The 17,151-nt window shown below is 61.4% G+C and carries 17 protein-coding genes; 3 read left to right on the top strand and 14 right to left on the bottom strand.

Features of this window, described 5'->3' with window-relative positions; translation table 11 throughout:
* Nucleotides 1-8 precede the first annotated feature (8 nt).
* From CYG48_RS07360 to CYG48_RS07380, 5 genes are all read right to left on the bottom strand, one after another.
* Nucleotides 9-845, bottom strand: coding sequence for a TolB family protein (locus tag CYG48_RS07360; RefSeq protein ID WP_118849769.1), 837 nt, complete (start codon nt 843-845; stop codon nt 9-11).
* A 4-nt stretch (nt 846-849) separates the two neighbouring features.
* On the bottom strand, nt 850-2,523 hold the full coding sequence (locus tag CYG48_RS07365; RefSeq protein ID WP_118849770.1) for an NAD+ synthase: 1,674 nt from the start codon (nt 2,521-2,523) through the stop codon (nt 850-852).
* 143 nt (nt 2,524-2,666) lie between these two features.
* Nucleotides 2,667-4,040: a class II 3-deoxy-7-phosphoheptulonate synthase gene (locus CYG48_RS07370; protein WP_118849771.1), complete on the bottom strand. Its 1,374-nt coding sequence runs from the start codon at nt 4,038-4,040 to the stop codon at nt 2,667-2,669.
* 127 nt (nt 4,041-4,167) lie between these two features.
* Nucleotides 4,168-5,556: a glutathione-disulfide reductase gene (gene gor, locus CYG48_RS07375; protein WP_118849772.1), complete on the bottom strand. Its 1,389-nt coding sequence runs from the start codon at nt 5,554-5,556 to the stop codon at nt 4,168-4,170.
* Between the two features lie 74 nt (nt 5,557-5,630).
* The gene (locus tag CYG48_RS07380; protein WP_245450442.1) at nt 5,631-6,047 is read right to left on the bottom strand and encodes a winged helix-turn-helix transcriptional regulator; all 417 of its coding nucleotides are present in this window, start codon (nt 6,045-6,047) and stop codon (nt 5,631-5,633) included.
* Nucleotides 6,048-6,181: 134 nt separating this feature from the next.
* Between CYG48_RS07380 and CYG48_RS07385 the strand changes: the two genes are divergently transcribed.
* Nucleotides 6,182-7,072, top strand: a complete 891-nt coding sequence (locus tag CYG48_RS07385) for an SDR family oxidoreductase (protein ID WP_118849774.1) — start codon at nt 6,182-6,184, stop codon at nt 7,070-7,072.
* 74 nt (nt 7,073-7,146) lie between these two features.
* A complete protein-coding gene (locus tag CYG48_RS07390; protein WP_118849775.1) occupies nt 7,147-7,863 on the top strand; it encodes an aspartate/glutamate racemase family protein in 717 nt (238 codons plus the stop codon).
* Between the two features lie 23 nt (nt 7,864-7,886).
* Here CYG48_RS07390 and CYG48_RS07395 read toward each other — a convergent pair whose 3' ends face one another.
* From CYG48_RS07395 to CYG48_RS07420, 6 genes are all read right to left on the bottom strand, one after another.
* Nucleotides 7,887-8,639: a pyridoxine 5'-phosphate synthase gene (locus CYG48_RS07395; RefSeq protein WP_118849776.1), complete on the bottom strand. Its 753-nt coding sequence runs from the start codon at nt 8,637-8,639 to the stop codon at nt 7,887-7,889.
* A gap of 335 nt (nt 8,640-8,974) precedes the next feature.
* Nucleotides 8,975-10,099: an ATP-dependent DNA helicase gene (locus tag CYG48_RS07400; RefSeq protein WP_118849777.1), complete on the bottom strand. Its 1,125-nt coding sequence runs from the start codon at nt 10,097-10,099 to the stop codon at nt 8,975-8,977.
* A 57-nt stretch (nt 10,100-10,156) separates the two neighbouring features.
* The gene (locus CYG48_RS07405) at nt 10,157-10,543 is read right to left on the bottom strand and encodes a nitrile hydratase accessory protein (RefSeq protein WP_118849778.1); all 387 of its coding nucleotides are present in this window, start codon (nt 10,541-10,543) and stop codon (nt 10,157-10,159) included.
* Nucleotides 10,530-11,189: a nitrile hydratase subunit beta gene (gene nthB, locus CYG48_RS07410; protein WP_118849779.1), complete on the bottom strand. Its 660-nt coding sequence runs from the start codon at nt 11,187-11,189 to the stop codon at nt 10,530-10,532. Before nthB ends, CYG48_RS07405 begins: the two co-directional genes overlap by 14 nt.
* The gene (gene nthA / locus CYG48_RS07415) at nt 11,186-11,857 is read right to left on the bottom strand and encodes a nitrile hydratase subunit alpha (protein ID WP_118849780.1); all 672 of its coding nucleotides are present in this window, start codon (nt 11,855-11,857) and stop codon (nt 11,186-11,188) included. Before nthA ends, nthB begins: the two co-directional genes overlap by 4 nt.
* An 11-nt stretch (nt 11,858-11,868) precedes the next feature.
* Complete coding sequence (locus CYG48_RS07420) at nt 11,869-12,462, bottom strand: LysE family translocator (protein ID WP_118849781.1); 594 nt, start codon at nt 12,460-12,462, stop codon at nt 11,869-11,871.
* A 168-nt stretch (nt 12,463-12,630) separates the two neighbouring features.
* Here CYG48_RS07420 and CYG48_RS07425 point away from each other — a divergent pair, with 168 nt between their 5' ends.
* A complete protein-coding gene (locus CYG48_RS07425) occupies nt 12,631-13,473 on the top strand; it encodes an aldo/keto reductase (protein WP_118849782.1) in 843 nt (280 codons plus the stop codon).
* Here the strand turns inward: CYG48_RS07425 and CYG48_RS07430 are convergent.
* From CYG48_RS07430 to CYG48_RS07440, 3 genes are read right to left on the bottom strand one after another with little or no spacing between them, the layout of a single operon-like run.
* The gene (locus CYG48_RS07430) at nt 13,470-14,477 is read right to left on the bottom strand and encodes a capsular polysaccharide export protein, LipB/KpsS family (RefSeq protein WP_118849783.1); all 1,008 of its coding nucleotides are present in this window, start codon (nt 14,475-14,477) and stop codon (nt 13,470-13,472) included. The two genes, CYG48_RS07425 and CYG48_RS07430, sit on opposite strands and share 4 nt — an antisense overlap.
* 24 nt (nt 14,478-14,501) lie before the next feature.
* A complete protein-coding gene (ilvN, locus tag CYG48_RS07435) occupies nt 14,502-15,074 on the bottom strand; it encodes an acetolactate synthase small subunit (protein WP_118849784.1) in 573 nt (190 codons plus the stop codon).
* 50 nt (nt 15,075-15,124) lie between these two features.
* Nucleotides 15,125-16,882: an acetolactate synthase 3 large subunit gene (locus CYG48_RS07440; protein WP_445304351.1), complete on the bottom strand. Its 1,758-nt coding sequence runs from the start codon at nt 16,880-16,882 to the stop codon at nt 15,125-15,127.
* Between the last annotated feature and the right edge of the window lie 269 nt (nt 16,883-17,151).

Genomic DNA, 17,151 nt, shown 5'->3' on the forward strand with positions numbered 1-17,151 from the left:
GTTGCAGGTCAGACGGGAAAGTAACGGACGTACGCAAACTCGTCGCCAGCCGGTGACCAGTTCGGCGAGTTCATCGTGCCCTGCCCGCCAAACACCTCGAACAGCGTCTCGACATTGGCGCCGTCCATGTCCATCAGCCGGACCTCGATCTGCTGGTCCCGCGGATGGTCGAAGACGTCCGGCTTGTAGGAGATGAAGACCACCTTGTCGCCCTTCGGTGACGGATGCGGAAACCAGTCGCCGCTATTGCTGTTGGTGATCCGCTCGGCGACACCACCTTCTGCCGGAACGCGCCAGATCTGCATCAAGCCCGTCCTGCTCGAGTTGAAATAGATCCACGTGCCGTCCGGCGAATAGTCCGGTCCGTCATTGCGGCCCTCGCCAAAGGTCAGCCGCTTTTCCGCGCCGCCGTTGATGCCGATCGTGTAGATATCGAACTCGTCGTTGCGAATGCCGCAATAAGCGAAGCTTCCGCCATCCGGCGACCAGCCATGCCAGTAGGATGGCAGGTTTCGGGTCACCAGTTTCGGCGCACCACCGATGGACGGCAACACATAGATCGCGGACTTTCCGAACTCGGCCTTGTCGGAGATGGCGATCAGGCTTCCGTCCGGCGAAATGCCATGGTCGTTGTTGCATTGGGTGGCAAAGCCCGTATCGACCTTGACTGGCACCGGATCACCCGAAAGCGCCAAGCGGTAAATCAGCCCCTCGCTGTTCAGCATCAGGTACTGGCCATCCGGCGACCAGTTCGGTGCCTCGAACAGCGCCTGCGTCTGCCAGACCACCCGCTGCTCGCGCGTGCGGATGTTGAAGACCTCGATGGAACTGCGGAGCGCTGCCATGCCTCTACCTGTCGCGGAAGCGGTTGGTGATCGGGTAACGGCGGTCACGCCCGAAGTTCTTGCGGGTGATCTTTACACCCGGCGCCGATTGCCGCCGCTTGTATTCGGCAAGGTAAAGCAGATGCTCGATCCGTTGCACGGTCGCCACGTCGTGCCCGCGTGCCACGATCTCCTCCGTGCTCATCTCGAGCTCCACCAGGCATTCGAGGATGTCGTCGAGCACAGGATATGGCGGCAGCGAATCCTGGTCCGTCTGGTTCGGGCGAAGCTCGGCGGAGGGTGCCTTGCTGAGGATGTTCTTCGGGATCACCTCGCCCGACGGCCCCAGCGCCGTCGGCGGCACGTGCTCGTTGCGCCAGGCCGCCAAGGCATAGACCTGCATCTTGTAGAGGTCCTTGATCGGATTGAAGCCGCCGTTCATGTCGCCATAAAGCGTGGCGTAGCCCACCGACATCTCGGACTTGTTGCCGGTGGTGACCACCATCGAGCCGAACTTGTTCGAGATCGCCATCAGGATGGTGCCGCGGGCGCGGCTCTGGAGGTTCTCCTCGGTAATGCCTTCCTCGGTCCCTTCGAAGAGGTCCGCAAGCGACGAGGAGAAGCCGTCGACCGGCTCGGCGATCTGCACGATGTCATAGCGGCAGCCAAGTGCCTTTGCGCAGTCGGCCGCGTCCTTCAGCGACTCCTGGGAGGTATAGCGATACGGCAGCATCACAGCGCGCACCCGCTCCTCGCCGAGCGCATCGACGGCAATCGCCGCGCAAATGGCGGAATCGATTCCGCCCGAGAGACCGAGCACCACGCTCTTGAAGCCGTTCTTGTTGACATAGTCCCGAAAGCCGAGCAGGCAGGCGCGATAATCCGCCTCTTCCTTTTCCGGGATGCGTGACATCGGACCGCGGGCGCAATACCAGCTGTCGCCGATGCGACACCATTCCGTCACCGTAACGGCAGGTTCGAACTGGCTCATCTGAAAAGCCAGCGTCTTGTCTGCGTTGAAGGCAAAGCTCGCACCATCGAAAACCAGCTCATCCTGGCCGCCGAGCTGCGCCGCATAGATCAGCGGCAGGCCGGTCTCGATCACCTGCTTCAGCACCACCTGATGCCGGATATCGACCTTTCCCCGGTAATAGGGCGAGCCGTTCGGCACCAAGAGGATTTCGGCGCCACTTTCCGAGAGCGTTTCGCACACACCGAGTTCGCCCCAGATGTCCTCGCAGATCGGGATGCCGAGCCGCACGCCGCGGTAGTTCACCGGCCCCGGCATGTTGCCGGCAATGAACACGCGTTTCTCGTCGAACTCGCCATAGTTCGGAAGATCGACCTTGTCGCGGATCGCGATGATCTTGCCACCGTCGAGCACCGCAACAGAATTGAAGCGGCCCTTCTCGTCCTGGCGAGGAAAACCGATGATGACGCCCGGACCGCCATCCGCCGTGTCCGCGGCCAGCACCTGCACCGCGTCAAAGCACCGCTTGATGAAGGCTGGTTTCAGCACCAGGTCTTCCGGCGGATAGCCCGAAATAAACAATTCGGTGAAGAGAACGATATCTGCCCCTTCCCGTGCCGCATCGCGCCGGGCTTCGCGCGCGAGTGCCAGATTGCCGGCGATATCGCCGACCGTCGGGTTGAGTTGAGCAATGGCGATACGGAAGGTCTGGGCGATGTCCTGAGTCATGCTTCCGGTGTAGCGCCCTCATAAAAAACGGGCAATGTGGTCGCGCAGATTCTTCGCATCACCGAGTGGAGACCCCATCAGGAGGCATGAAAAAAAGGCCGGCGTCTCCGCCAGCCTTTGTGTCGTCTTTGATGCGTCGGGGCTTAGCCGTTGACGACCATCCGCTTTTCATCGCGACCGCTCTTCATGCGCTCGGCGAGCAGGAAGGCCAGTTCAAGCGCCTGATCGGCGTTGAGACGCGGGTCGCAATGCGTGTGGTAGCGGTCGTGCAGGTCGTCGGCGCTGACGGCGCGTGCGCCACCGGTGCATTCCGTCACGTCCTTGCCGGTCATCTCGATATGGATGCCGCCCGGATGCGTGCCTTCGGCGCGGTGAATCTGGAAGAAGCTTTCCACTTCCGACAGCACCCGCTCGAACGGACGCGTCTTGTAGCTGTTGAGCGTGATCGTGTTGCCGTGCATCGGGTCGCAGGACCAGACCACCTTCTTGCCCTCGCGCTCGACGGCGCGGATCAGCTTCGGCAGGTTGTCGGCCACCTTGTCGTAACCGAAACGGCAAATCAGCGTCAGGCGCCCGGCTTCGTTGGTCGGGTTCAGCGTATCGATCAACTCGATCAGGTTGTCCGGCTGCAGTGACGGGCCGCACTTCAGGCCGATCGGGTTCTTGATGCCGCGGAAATATTCGACATGCGCGTGATCGAGCTGGCGGGTTCGGTCGCCGATCCAGATCATGTGGCCCGAAGTCGCGTACCAGTCGCCCGAGGTCGAGTCGACGCGGGTCAGCGCTTCTTCATAACCCAGCAGCAGCGCTTCGTGGCTGGTGAAGAAGTCGGTCTCGCGCAGGCTCGGCTGGTTTTCCGCCGTAATGCCGATCGCATGCATGAAGTCCATCGTCTCGCTGATGCGATCAGCGAGCTTACGGTAGCGTTCAGCCTGCGGGCTATCCTTCACGAAGCCGAGCATCCACTTGTGGACGTTCTCGAGGTTCGCATAGCCACCCATGGCGAAGGCGCGCAGCAGGTTGAGCGTTGCCGCAGACTGGCGATACGCCATCATCTGCCGCTCGGGATCCGGAATGCGCGACTCCGGCGTGAAGTCGATGCCGTTGATGATGTCACCACGGTAGGACGGCAGTTCCACGCCGCCCTGCACTTCGACATTCGACGAGCGCGGCTTGGCGAACTGTCCGGCAATGCGGCCGACCTTTACGACAGGAAGCTGCGCACCATAGGTCAGAACGACCGCCATCTGCAGGAAGGAGCGGAAGAAGTCGCGGATATTGTCCGCGCCGTGCTCGGCAAAGCTCTCGGCGCAGTCACCGCCCTGCAGAAGGAAGGCATTGCCTTCCGCGACATTGGCAAGCTGCTTCTTCAGGCGGCGGGCTTCACCGGCAAAAACCAGCGGCGGAAACGTTGCGAGTTGCGCTTCCGTCGCGGCCAGCGCCGCTGCATCCGGATATTCCGGGACCTGCTGGATCGGCTTCTGCCGCCAACTGTTTGGGGTCCAGTTCTGTGCCATCTCACTCACCTAGTTCCGCCACGGCGTAAAGCGCCGAGGTCGCCTTCCTCGAAATTGAGGCGGCTTATAAACCTTAACGACTCGTTTGCCTAGACGCTGCGGACCGTCAGTGCGTGCTGGATAAACGTTAGATGCGCTCGCCGTTCTTCACCCGATAGGACGGGCTATACATGGTGACGAACTCCTCCGCCGCCGTCGGGTGAACGGCCATTGTGCGGTCGAAATCGTCCTTGGTGACGCCGGCCTTCAACGAGATGCCAAGCAACTGCGCCATCTCGCCAGCGTCGTCGCCAAGCACATGGGCGCCGAGTACCTTCCGGCTTGCGGCATCCACGACCAGCTTCATGATCATCTTTTCCGCACGGCCCGAAAGCGTCGCCTTCATCGGCCGGAACTCGGCGCGGTAGATCTCAAGCTCCTCGTAACGCTTGGCAGCCTCTTCCTCGGAAAGCCCAACGGTGCCGATTTCCGGCTGCGAGAAAACCGCTGTTGCGATGAGGTCGTGGTCGGGTGCCGTCGGATTGCCGCGGTACTCGGTCTCGATGAAGCACATTGCCTCATGGATTGCGACCGGCGTCAGTTGTACCCGATCGGTGACGTCGCCGAGCGCGTAGATATGCTGCACGCTGGTGCGGGAGTATTTGTCGACGACGATCGCGCCCCGTTCGTTCACCTCGACCCCTGCCGCCTCAAGGCCCAGCCCTTGCGTGTTCGGATCGCGACCAAGCGCCAGCATCACGACATCGGCATTGATCGTCGCGCCACACAACGTGTGCGCGCTCAACCCGCCTTCAGGCGCCTTGGAAACCTCTTCGATGACATCGGTGAGCACAATCTTGATGCCCTTCTCCACCATCGCCTTATGCAGTCCCTGTCGCATGTCCTGGTCGAAACGCGAGAGGATTTCCTTGCCGCGATAGATCAGCGTCGTGTCGACCCCAAGACCGTGGAAGATATTGGCGAACTCGACGGCGATATAACCGCCGCCGGCGATCAGGATCGAACGCGGCAGTTCCGGCAGATGGAAGGCTTCGTTGGAGGAGATGCAAAGCTCGTGGCCCGGCAGCGCCGCATGCGGATTGGGCGTGCCCCCTGTCGCGATCACGATCCTGTCGGCAGTCACCGTCTGGCCGGTACTGACGATGCGGATGGTATGCGCATCCACGAGTTCGGCGCGGCTCTCGAAGATCTGCGCCTTGTTGTTCTCCAGCCCCTTGCGGTAGAGGCCTTCGAGCCGGGTGATTTCCTTGTCCTTGGCCTCAATCAGCTTCTTCCAGTCGAAGCTGCTCTCGCCCACCTGCCAGCCATAACCGGCGGCATCCTCAAAATGCTCGTGATATTGCGAGGCATAAACGAAAAGCTTCTTGGGCACGCAGCCTCGGATGACGCATGTGCCGCCGAAGCGATATTCTTCGGCGATCGCAACCCGCTTGCCGAGCGAAGCAGCCACGCGGCCTGCCCGCACCCCTCCGGACCCGCCCCCAATCACAAACAGATCGTAGTCATAGGCGGTCATCGGATTCTCCTTCAACGGCGCACGGAACGGCGGAGCCCATATAGCGATCCACCGGCAAAAAGCAAAATGGCTGGTCAGTTGCGGGCGAGTTCGCTCTCGTCGTATCGCTGCCGCGCGGCCTTGACCGAGGCGTGATTTTGTTCAGCCCACAGAAGGACCTGGGCGAGCGGCTGAAACAGCGAATGCCCGAGATCTGTCATCCTGTATTCGACGCTCGGCGGCTTTGTCGGGAACACCTGCCTGTCGATATATCCATCGCGCTGCAGGTCGCGAAGCGTCTGCGTCAGCATGCGCTGGGAAATATCCGGCACGAGACGCCGCAGTTCGCCGAAGCGATAAGGCCGCTGCGCCAGCGCCTCCAGAAGCAGTGTTGACCACTTGCCGGCAATCCGGTCCATCACGTCCCGAACCGGGCAATTGCTCATGTCGGACGCGCTGTTGCCGCACGCCCCACTAGTTTGTGACTCCGCCTGAAGTAGCTTGCTGGACAAGGCAGGTGGTTCCTTTGAGGAAACGATGTGCCGAAAACCTGCCTCCTTTACCGAAGGCGGTCAATCACTATTGTAGTGCTGGTCTCTTTTTGAGAGCATCTTCAAGGTTCAATCCTTCCACCAGAGGAATTCACATGCCCAAGCTTCTCGTCACCGGTGCCGCTGGCCATCTTGGTCGCGCCGTCATTCACCACCTGCTGGAAACGGAACAGGTTGCGCCTGCCGATCTGATTGCCGGCAGCCGCGATCTGTCCAAGCTTTCAGACCTTGCGGCAAAGGGCGTCGAGATCCGCCGGGTGGACTTCAACGACGCCGAGGGTCTGGCCTCGGCTTTTGCCGGCGTGGAGCGCGTGCTGCTGATTTCGACCGATGATCTTGCAACGCCTGGCGGGCGCCTGAAGCAGCACCAGGCCGCAGTATCCGCCGCCACCAGCGCGGGCGTCAGGCACCTTGTCTACACCTCGATGCCGAACCCGGACCGATCGCTCGTCAGTTTCGCACCCGATCATCTTGGCACCGAAAAGGCGATCCAGCAGAGCGGCCTTGCCTATACCATCCTGCGTAACGCCTGGTACCACGACAACTACCTGATGGGCATGCCGCACAACCTCCAGGTTGGAAAGTGGTTCACCGCAATGGGCGACGGCCGCATCACCAACATCTCGCGCGACGACTGCGCCCGTGCTGCGGCCGCAGCGCTCGCCAGACCGGCTGCGGAAAACCGGATCCTCACTCTCACCGGCTCGCGGTCTTTGAATGCTCACGAGATCGCATCGCTTGTGACAGAAGCAACCGGAAAGCCGCTTGAGGTCGTGCCTGTGAGCGATGAACAACTGGCGCAGGGGCTGGCAGGCGCGGGCCTCCCCGACTTCGTCGTGAAGATGCTGGTTTCCGCCGATGCAAATGTCCGTGCCGGCTATTTTGATCTCGTCACCAACGACTTCAACGCCTTGACGGGCAGAGAGCCACAGTCACTCAAGGACTTCCTGGCGGCCCACCGGGATGCGCTGGCCACCGGACAATAGTGGCAGGATTGCTTTTCCAATCAGAAAGCGATAATTAGACAATCATTCTAATTTCGCTTCTGTTTGGAGAACATATGCGTCGCATCGGCTTGATTGGCGGAATGAGCTTTGAAAGCACCGCGGTCTATTATCGCCTGATCAACGAGATGGTGCGGGACCGCCTCGGCGGCCTCGCCTCAGCCGATATCCTGCTGCATTCCGTGAACTTTTCGGAGGTCGTTGAACTGCAGAAGGCGGGTCGATGGGATCTCGCCGCGGCGCATCTTGCAGCGAGCGCCGGTAAGCTTGCCCAGGCCGGCGCCGACTGCGTGCTGATCTGCACCAACACGATGCATTTGATCGCCGATGAGGTCCAGGCGGCCGTCGACGTTCCACTCATCAACATCATCGATGAGACGGCCGAGGCTCTCCAGGCGCGCGAACTGAAGCGACCGCTCCTGCTCGCGACCCGCTACACGATGGAGCACGGCTTCTATGCAGATGGCATGCGCAAGCATGGCATCGAGATCATGGTGCCCGACGAGCACGACCGAGCAGCGATGCACGACATCATTTTCGGGGAACTCTGCGCTGGCACCGTCAGCGATACCTCCCGCGCCAGAGCGCTGGCGATGATCGAGAAGGCGAAGGCGCAAGGCGCCGACAGCGTCATTCTCGGCTGCACGGAAATCTGCCTGCTGCTCGATCCCGAAAGCCTGCCGCTGCCGGGGCTCGACTCAACCGCGGTTCATGCCTGCGCCGCCGTTCGGTTCGCGCTCGCCGACCACGAAGGTGCACGCGTCGCCGCCTGAGACCGTGAGCCCGGCTGAGACGATCAGACGTCCTGGCCGCAGGCGCGCCTGAAACGCCGCACGGTTTCGGCCATCCCGTATTCCAGCGCGTCCGCCGTCAGGCCGTGTCCGATCGACACTTCCGCCAGATAGGGGATACGGCGCACGAGCGCCGGAAGGTTGGCGACCGTCAGGTCGTGCCCGGCATTCACCTCCAGCCCTTCGTCACGCGCGGCATCCGCCGTGGCACCGAGGTCGCGAAGAATGGGTTGCGCCCTCTCCTCGTCATCAAAGCAGCCGCCATAGGGACCCGTGTAAAGCTCGATCCGGTCCGCACCAGTCGCCTTAGCCAGTTTCACCGCTTCAACATCGCCATCCCCATCGGCAAATAGCGAAACCCGCATGCCGCCCCTCTTCAGGCGCGCCACGATCGGCTTCAGCATCTCGCCGCTCGCGCGGAAGTCGAAGCCGTGGTCAGAGGTTGCCTGGCTCGGATCATCCGGCACCAGCGTCACCTGTTCCGGCTCCGTCTTTTCGCAAAGTTGCAGGAAGTCTTCGCTCGGATAACCCTCGATGTTGAACTCGGCCTGCGGAAACTCGTCATCGATCAGTGCACGCAGCACCGGAAGATCGCTGAACCGGATATGCCGCTGGTCCGGTCGCGGATGAACCGTCAGCCCTGACGCGCCGGCCTCTAAAGCAATCCGCCCGATATTCTCCACGCTGGGCCATGGCAGGTCGCGTCGATTGCGCAGCATGGCGATGGCATTGAGATTGACGGAAAGCTTGGTTGGCATCGGGATCACCCTCTTTAGGCGCATTGGGGAGTGTTCTAGATCAAGCTTTGACCCGGCGCCATTCGCCTGCGTGAATTACACTCATAAAGAGTTTTTACAGGCGAGAATTCAGGTTAACGAAGATCTACCAATCGGAACAATTTTCTGTAAGTTGCCAATAACAGAATTCGCGGTTGAAGCCATTGGCGGCGGGACGGCGGATGCGGCGAATTCTGTTGTTTTTCTGCAGCACAAGGCACCGCAGCCCCATTCCCACGGATCTTGCACCACGACAACCTGTGGCTGCACCAGATTCCGCTGCATCCACCCTTTTGGGCCCTCTTCTCATTGTAGAATCAGCGAACCACCGTCAGCGTATCGGCCGCACGGGTGATCGCCGTATAAAGCCAGCGCTCGCGGGTATCGCGGAAAGCCCAGCTTTCATCGAATAGGACCACGTTGTTCCACTGCGAGCCCTGCGCCTTGTGCACCGTCAGCGCATAGCCGTAGTCGAACTCGTCGTAACGCTTGCGCGTTGTCCACGGAATCTCTTCATCGGTCTCGAACGCCTGCTTCAGGAGCTTGATCTTGGCCGCACCACGATCCATGTCGTCGTCTTCCGGGCGGATCATCAGGTTGATGCCGGGCTTCACCGTCTCGCGCGACGAACTCATCACCTGCCACAGCGAGCCGTTCAACAGCCCCTTCACCTGATCGTTGCGCAGGCAGACCAGTTTGTCGCCTGACTGCGGATAATCCGCGGTAAAGCCCTTCAACTCGCGAAGACGCTGGTTGTAGCGCTTGCGGGTCTTGTTGGTGCCCACCAGAACCTGGTCCGCCTCCAGCACCAGTTGCTGCGTCACCTCGTTGCGCGAGATCACCTGGGCCTTGCCGTAGTCGCCATACATGATCTCCTTGCCCTCGCGCACATTCATGGCGAGTTGGATGATCGGGTTGTCGCGGGCCTGGCGATGAATATCAGTGAGAAGGTAGTCCGGCTCCTGCTCGGTAAAGAACCCGCCGCCGGTAACCGGCGGAAGCTGTCCCGGATCGCCAAGCACCAGGATCGGCGTGCCGAAGCTCATCAGGTCCTTGCCCAGCGCCTCGTCCACCATCGAACATTCGTCGATGATGATCAGCGCCGCCTTGGCGAGCGGGCTTTGCCGGTTGATCGAGAACATCGGCGAGATGGACGTCTTGCCGGTTTCCTCGTCCTCGACCGCCTCCTCGCCGCGTGGGCGATAGATCAGCGAGTGGATCGTCTTGGCATTACGGGCGCCACGCGACCGCAGCACCTGCGCCGCCTTGCCGGTAAAGGCCGCGAACAGCACCTCGCCATCCACATGCTCGGCAAAGTGCTTGGCAAGCGTCGTCTTGCCCGTGCCGGCATAACCGAACAAGCGAAAAACCTGGCTGCGGCCATCCTTCAGCCAGCGTGAAACGGCCTTGAGAGCCTCATCCTGTTGGGGAGCAAATTGCATGGCCGGACTTGGCAGGATTCGGACGCGAATCGCAACCAAAAAAGAACGAAAGCGGAATCAAGCTTGTTGAGATGCAAGCAGCGGATCGTTGGCGAGTTCGATCGGCCTGCCATGCGGCGTCGCCTCCGCAGCGCGCTGCCAGCTGTGCTGCAGGGCAAGTATAGTCTCCTCATCCGCCAGCCCCTTGGCAGCCAGAAGACCCGAAAGCGCGGCGATCCAGCAGTCAAAGTAGTCGCTTCCATCCTCGGCGCGGCCCGCTCGGTGCACCTCGGTCGACAGCGCCTCGGCCCATTCACTCCAACTGAACAGGCCCCGTTCGTGCAGGTGCACGGTCATGGCAAAGGCCTCGGCCGCCCATGGTTCGGGAAAGACCGGCGCACCTTCCGGTGACTTCGGCAGCCCGACGGACTGAACAAGCGGTGACGTGGTTTCACAGGTGCTCAAGATAACTCTCCCAGGCATCGATCGACACGGTCAACATCGGGTCGGCGCCCTCGCCCCAGATTTCACCGGCATCGAACACCACGGTATAAACCCATTGCGGGTTTTCGCCCTTCCCATGGGCGTTTTCGTCCGGGAAAACGAAGGAGCCCTGAACCGCCTCGACCACACCGGTCTTGGCGCGCGCGTATCGCGGCAGCCGGGTATGGGTCTCCGGGTTGAAGTTCCTCGTGCGCACCTTGTCGCCCGGCCGGAACAGAGGTTGCGTCTCCACCGGCCGATCACACGGTCCGCCCTTGGCCAATACAGCCGGCACCATGTCCGCCTTCAGGATGCGCTTCGGCGTCGCCGGTTCGGTCAGCTTGACGCTGGCATCAATCTCGGCACGCGTCGCAAAGCCGTGTCGCTCCAGAAGCTCCTCAAGAGCACGCGTCCAGATCTCGTAGTAGCTGGCGGACAGGTATTCGGCCGGTGGGATCTTTTCGCGCGCATGCCGGCTTTCATCAATCGACCAGGCACCGAAGGCGCCGCAGGACAAAGTGATCCCGAGCGCCCTCTTTTCCCACTCGGCGTGGAAATACGGCTCGTTCTTTTCCGGCGCGACAGGTCCAAAGCCCATCTGTCCGCCAAGGTCATGCGGGCCGTTCATCGTGGTGCTCCGGCAACCGCCGTACCGATCATCGAGTCGCGGCTGACGAGTGCGGCCAGTTCCTCTTCGCTCAGCGCCTCGGTGCCGTCCGGGCGCTCCGGAATGACGAGGTAGCGAAGTTCAGCCGTGGAATCCCAGACCCGGATCTTCTTGGTCTCCGGCAGCCTCAGGCCGAACTCCTCAAGCACGCCGCGCGGATCGATGACCGCACGCGACCGATAGGCCGGCGCCTTGTACCACATCGGCGGCAGGCCAAGCACGGACCATGGATAACAGGAACAGAGCGTGCAGACGACGAGATTGTGCGTCTCCGGCGTGTTGAACACGGCGCGCATATGCTCGCCCTGGCGACCGGTATAACCAAGGCTGGCGATCGCGGCTGTCGCGTCTTCCTTCAGCCACTGCGCGAACTTTTCATCCGTCCAGGCCTTGGCGACGACGCGGGCGCCGTTGCGCGGACCGATCTTGGTCTCGTAGGTCTCGACAATGGCGTCGATCGCCGCCGGATCAATCAGACCCTTCTGCACCAGCACCGTTTCCAGTGCCTTCACCCGCGCCTGCATGTCGCTGTAGCGGTTGTCGTGATGGTGGTCGTGCCCGTGGGAGTGACCATGTTCGTGATCATGGTGATGATCATGATCGTGGGAATGATGATGGTCACCCGACATAGGACGTTCCCTCACTTCAGCATGGGCCAGAGGCTCGCAACCAGCAGCACGGCCATGGTGATGTTAAACCATTTCAGGCGTGCCGGAACAGAGAGCCATTCGCGCAAAGCCGAGCCGAACCCGGCCCAGGTAGAAACACTCGGCACGTTGACGAGTGCAAAGGCGACCCCGACCAGCAGCACCGTCATCCAGTAGGCGTCCGGATTGGTATAGGTCGCCATGGCGGTCACGGCCATTACCCATGCCTTCGGGTTGACCCACTGGAACGCGGCAGCCGCAAGGAAGCTCATCGGCTGCGCGCCGGCCTTGCCGTCGGAGAGCGTGCGGGAGCTGCCGATCTTCCAGGCGATCCACAGAAGATAGGCACCGCCAGCGAATTTCAGGATGGTGTACACGATCGGCACCGTCTGCAGCAGGGCGCCGAGCCCGAAGCCCACGCCGATCAGCAGCGTAAAGAACCCGACGCCGATTCCCAGCATATGCGGCACCGTGCGGGCGAAACCGAAATTCACACCGGATGCAAAAAGCATCATGTTGTTCGGCCCTGGCGTGATGGATGTCGTGAAGGCAAACAGGACGAGAGCCAGAAATGTTTCCAGCGGCATGCATACTCCTTCGATGCCAAGGGTCCCGTTGTTACTGCCATCTCGTTTAGCGGATGGCCGTGCTGCGTCATAGGATTGTTGCCGGCGCTGTTCAAGAAGAACTTGGAAGCGCTTGGCAATGCGTTATGTCTTGACCAATGCGCCACCCATAAAAAAACGAGTTCCATCATGGCTGAGATTCCGACTGTTGCACTACCCGGCGGCGCCACCGTTCCCGCCATTGGGCTCGGCACCTGGATGATGGGCGAGGATCCCGCCAAGGCCCAGATCGAGATCGAAAGCCTGCGGCGCGGGCTCGATCTGGGCATGACGCTGATCGACACGGCCGAGATGTATGGCGAAGGCGGCGCCGAAAAGATTACCGGCGCTGCGATCGAGGGCCGCCGCGACGAAGTCTTCCTCGTCAGCAAGGTCTATCCTTGGAACGCCAGCCGCCAGGGCGTGGTCGAAGCCTGCGAACGCAGCCTCAAGCGTCTCAAGACCGATCGTCTTGATCTTTACCTCCTGCATTGGCGCGGCGAGCATCCGCTGGCGGAAACGGTTGCCGGCTTCGAGGCGCTTCGCCAATCCGGCAAGATCGGCGCCTGGGGCGTATCGAACTTCCACCTCGACGACATGCAGGAACTGACGGCCGTGCCCGGCGGCGAGAATTGTGCGGCAAACCAGGTGCTCTTCAACCTGTCGCGGCGCGGCATCGAATACGACCTCCTCCCTTGGTGCCAGGAACGCGGCATCCCGGTCATGGCCTATTCGCCGATCGAACAGGGCCGGCTTGCCAAAAGCCCAGAACTGATCCGCATCGCCAAGGCTTACCAGGCAACGCCGGCGCAGGTGGCGCTTGCCTTCCTGCTCGAGAGAGACGGCGTGATCGCCATTCCGAAGTCGGCCAGTCCACACCGCGTCGAGGAAAATGCAGAGGCGGCAGAGCTTGATCTGAGCGACGATGACTGGTTGGCGCTCGATGCAGCTTTCCCGCCGCCAGAGCGCAAGACGCCGCTGGAAATGATCTAGTCGAGGTTCATCTGGCGGCGCTCTGCGGCCAGTGTTTCGATCGCCGTGAACACGTCGATTTCCCGCCAGCCGTTGGTATCGCGGTAGCACGGGTAGAGGCTGAAAGCGGCGGCCACCAATTGGTCGATGGAAGGCCTCGCCCTGCGCCGCCTCGCCACGACCCGTGATTTCCCTTCGAAGTGGTCGTCGGTCAGGCCCCACCCGGCGTAGGATGGCGCCGCATAACACCGCACCGGTGTCCCGCGGATCAACGCATCGAGGCCCATCTGGCTTGAAACCGTCCACACCTCGTCGATCACCTCGAGCATCGACGCAACGGAGACGGGCTCGGCAGTCACCACGACACCCGGCGTCCGGCGCGCCTGTTCCGTCAGGTAACCCTTGCGGAAACCCGCCATCACATCCGGATGGGTGCGCACCACGCATTGCATGTCGCTGGCAACCGCGTCCTGCAGCATGCGCTCGAAACTCGCCGCCGAGCCGCCAGCCATCGGCACGGAAACATCGCCGTAGACCTGGTCCACCAGCAGCACGCGGCGGCGGGTGGTGGCTTCAAGCTTTGGCGAGCGGTGCGGCAGGTTGTTGTATTTGGAAAGCTTCTCGCGGATCAGCGCCGCCCGGATTTCGGAGCCAAGTCCTCCGAAATTCATGCCCGCAGAGGCAGCAATCAACACCTCCAGACGTGACGGCCGCGACGCATCGACAGGCATGCCAAGGTCATCGATCTGGATGGAAATCGGCAAGGTATTTTCCTTGCCGAGCCCGACCGACCGAAGGAACCCGTCCTCCAGGTACCAGGACGGCAACCCGCGCAGCTTCGCAATGGCGCGCGCCGTCTTTGCGGGAATGCGTCCGCCCCATAATACGACCCCGCCGATGCCGGGCGCCAGGGTCGCGTCAAGCCGGTCGATGCCGAAATAGTGGCTCAGCCATGGCTGGGACCGGCGAACATAGAATGTGGCGCCAAGGCGCGTTCCAGGCTGAGGAAGCCAGTCTTTGTCCATCTGCCGTCCTCAGCCTGACGCGCGTTACATTCCCTGTTGCCCGCGGTTCATCGCTGCGATCCCCGTGCGGCAGACTTCGATCAGCCCGAGCGGCTTCAGCACCGCCACGAACTGGTCGATCTTTGACGACTTGCCGGTGATCTCCAGGATGAAGTGCTCCACGGTGGCATCCACCACCTTCGCATGGAAGGCGTCGGCCAGGCGCAGCGTTTCGGCGCGGCGTTCACCGGTGCCGACAACCTTCAGCAATGCCACTTCGCGTTCGATCGGGCGCTCCTGGCCCTGTTCACGCGCGCGCACCGTCAGGTCCACCACCCGGTGAACCGGCACGAGGCGATCGAGTTGGGCCTTGATCTGCTCGAGCACCGAAGGCGTGCCACGGGTGACGATGGTGATGCGCGACAGATGCGCCTCATGCTCCGTTTCCGAAACCGTCAGGCTTTCGATGTTGTAGCCACGGCCGGAAAACAGGCCGATGACGCGGGCAAGTACACCCGGCTCGTTGTTGACGAGAACGGAAAGCGTGTGGCTTTCGGCCTTGGCCGTTTCCGGCGCGATGAAATATGCTGATCCCGTCGGTTGCTGATGCGCATTCATGATGTTGGATCCGGTTCCTCAGTATCTGGTTGAAGAGCGACGGCCCGTCCTTAGACGAGCTGGCGACCCTTGGCATCGATGGCCGTGGCAACGGCTTCATCCGTCGCCTCGTCCGGCAACAGCATTTCGTTATGCGCTTTACCCGATGGGATCATGGGGAAGCAATTGGCAAGGTTCGCGACGCGGCAATCGAAGATCACCGGCTTCTTGACCGCAATCATCTCTTCGATCTTGCCGTCCAGTTCCTTCGGATCATCGCAATACATGCCGACCGCGCCATAGGCTTCCGCCAGCTTCACAAAGTCCGGCATGGCTTCCGTGTAGGAGTTCGACAGGCGGTTGCCGTGCAGCAACTGCTGCCACTGGCGCACCATGCCCATGTACTGGTTGTTCAGGATGAAGATCTTGACTGGCAGGTTGTACTGGATCGCGGTCGACATTTCCTGGATGCACATCTGGATCGAAGCGTCACCGGCAACGTCGATGACCAGCGCATCCGGATGCGCAACCTGCACGCCGAGTGCAGCCGGGAAGCCGTAGCCCATCGTGCCGAGACCGCCCGAGGTCATCCAGCGGTTCGGCTCGTCGAACTCAATGAACTGTGCCGCCCACATCTGGTGCTGGCCGACTTCGGTCGTGATGAAGGTATTGCGTCCGCGCGACAGCGCATTCAGCCGCTCAAGCGCATATTGCGGCATGATGACGTCGGTCGAATGCTTGTAGGAGAAGCTCTTGCGCGCGCGCCAGCGCTCGATGTCGCTGCGCCATTCTTCCGTCTGCGCCTTGGCCGGCTTTGCCGTGCGGGCACGCCATACGCGGACCATGTCTTCCAGAACAGTACCGACATCACCGATGATCGGGATATCGACATGGACGTTCTTGTTGATCGACGACGGGTCGATGTCGATGTGGACCTTGCGGGAGTTGGGCGAGAAGGCATTCAGACGACCGGTGATGCGGTCATCGAAGCGTGCACCGATGCAGACCATGACGTCACAGCTGTGCATCGCCATGTTCGCTTCGTAGGAGCCGTGCATGCCGAGCATGCCGAGCCAGTTGGGACCAGACGCCGGATAGGCGCCGAGACCCATCAGCGTGGAGGTGATCGGGAAGTCGGTCAGCTCAACCAGTTCACGCAGCAGCTTGGAGGCTTCCGGACCGGAGTTGATGACGCCACCGCCGGTGTAGAGGATCGGCCGACGTGCGGTCGCCATCAGTTCAACGGCTGCCTGGATGGCTTCAAGGTCACCCTTGGTTTTCGGCTGATAGCTGATATTGGCCGCCGTTTCCGGCTTCGGCGTATAGGTACCGGTCGCGAACTGGATGTCCTTCGGGATATCGACGACAACCGGGCCCGGGCGACCGGTCTGGGCGATACGGAAGGCCTCGTGGATGATGCCGGCAAGCTCGTTGACGTCCTTGACCAGCCAGTTGTGCTTCGTGCACGGGCGGGTGATGCCAACCGTGTCGCATTCCTGGAAGGCATCCGAGCCAATCAGCGTGGTCGGAACCTGGCCGGTGAGGCAGACGAGCGGGATGCTGTCCATCAACGCGTCCTGCAGCGGCGTAACGGCATTGGTCGCGCCCGGACCGGAGGTAACCAGCATGACGCCGACCTTGCCGGTGGAGCGGGCATAACCTTCGGCAGCATGGCCGGCACCCTGCTCGTGGCGAACAAGGATGTGCTGGATTTCGTCCTGCTGGAAGATCTCGTCGTAGATCGGAAGTACGGCGCCGCCCGGATATCCGAAGATATGCTCGACGCCGTTGTCCTTCAGCGCACGCAATACGATCTCCGCGCCTGTCATCCTGTTGCTGTCATCGGTCATTGTTCTCGTCCATTCGCTGCTGGATTTTTACCGGCGGCTCCCCTGAGCCGGATTAAAGGCATAAAAAAAGGCCCCTTGAGGAGCCTGTCTTTCCGCGCATGGGTGGCTAACGCCGGACGGTTACACCGTCCTGCCCATGCGCGTTCCCACCACAATAAGAGCGATCGAAAATTTCATGGGGCGGAGTGTTAGACAGATTAGGGACATTCGTCAACGCTGCGACGCACGAAAATTTCGCATGATGATGA

Source organism: Neorhizobium sp. SOG26, from assembly GCF_003491345.1.
In the GTDB taxonomy this organism is placed as follows: domain Bacteria; phylum Pseudomonadota; class Alphaproteobacteria; order Rhizobiales; family Rhizobiaceae; genus Neorhizobium; species Neorhizobium turbinariae.

Coding starts and splice junctions, on each gene's coding strand:
- CYG48_RS07430 (WP_118849783.1), bottom strand. CDS start 14,477: ATGGACAAAGACTGGCTTCCTCAGCCTGGAACGCGCCTTGGCGCCACA.
- ilvN (WP_118849784.1), bottom strand. CDS start 15,074: ATGAATGCGCATCAGCAACCGACGGGATCAGCATATTTCATCGCGCCG.
- CYG48_RS07365 (WP_118849770.1), bottom strand. CDS start 2,523: ATGACTCAGGACATCGCCCAGACCTTCCGTATCGCCATTGCTCAACTC.
- gor (WP_118849772.1), bottom strand. CDS start 5,556: ATGACCGCCTATGACTACGATCTGTTTGTGATTGGGGGCGGGTCCGGA.
- CYG48_RS07400 (WP_118849777.1), bottom strand. CDS start 10,099: ATGCAATTTGCTCCCCAACAGGATGAGGCTCTCAAGGCCGTTTCACGC.
- nthA (WP_118849780.1), bottom strand. CDS start 11,857: ATGTCGGGTGACCATCATCATTCCCACGATCATGATCATCACCATGAT.
- CYG48_RS07440 (WP_445304351.1), bottom strand. CDS start 16,882: ATGACAGGCGCGGAGATCGTATTGCGTGCGCTGAAGGACAACGGCGTC.
- CYG48_RS07395 (WP_118849776.1), bottom strand. CDS start 8,639: ATGCCAACCAAGCTTTCCGTCAATCTCAATGCCATCGCCATGCTGCGC.
- CYG48_RS07390 (WP_118849775.1), top strand. CDS start 7,147: ATGCGTCGCATCGGCTTGATTGGCGGAATGAGCTTTGAAAGCACCGCG.
- CYG48_RS07385 (WP_118849774.1), top strand. CDS start 6,182: ATGCCCAAGCTTCTCGTCACCGGTGCCGCTGGCCATCTTGGTCGCGCC.
- CYG48_RS07370 (WP_118849771.1), bottom strand. CDS start 4,040: ATGGCACAGAACTGGACCCCAAACAGTTGGCGGCAGAAGCCGATCCAG.
- CYG48_RS07425 (WP_118849782.1), top strand. CDS start 12,631: ATGGCTGAGATTCCGACTGTTGCACTACCCGGCGGCGCCACCGTTCCC.
- CYG48_RS07420 (WP_118849781.1), bottom strand. CDS start 12,462: ATGCCGCTGGAAACATTTCTGGCTCTCGTCCTGTTTGCCTTCACGACA.
- nthB (WP_118849779.1), bottom strand. CDS start 11,189: ATGAACGGCCCGCATGACCTTGGCGGACAGATGGGCTTTGGACCTGTC.
- CYG48_RS07360 (WP_118849769.1), bottom strand. CDS start 845: ATGGCAGCGCTCCGCAGTTCCATCGAGGTCTTCAACATCCGCACGCGC.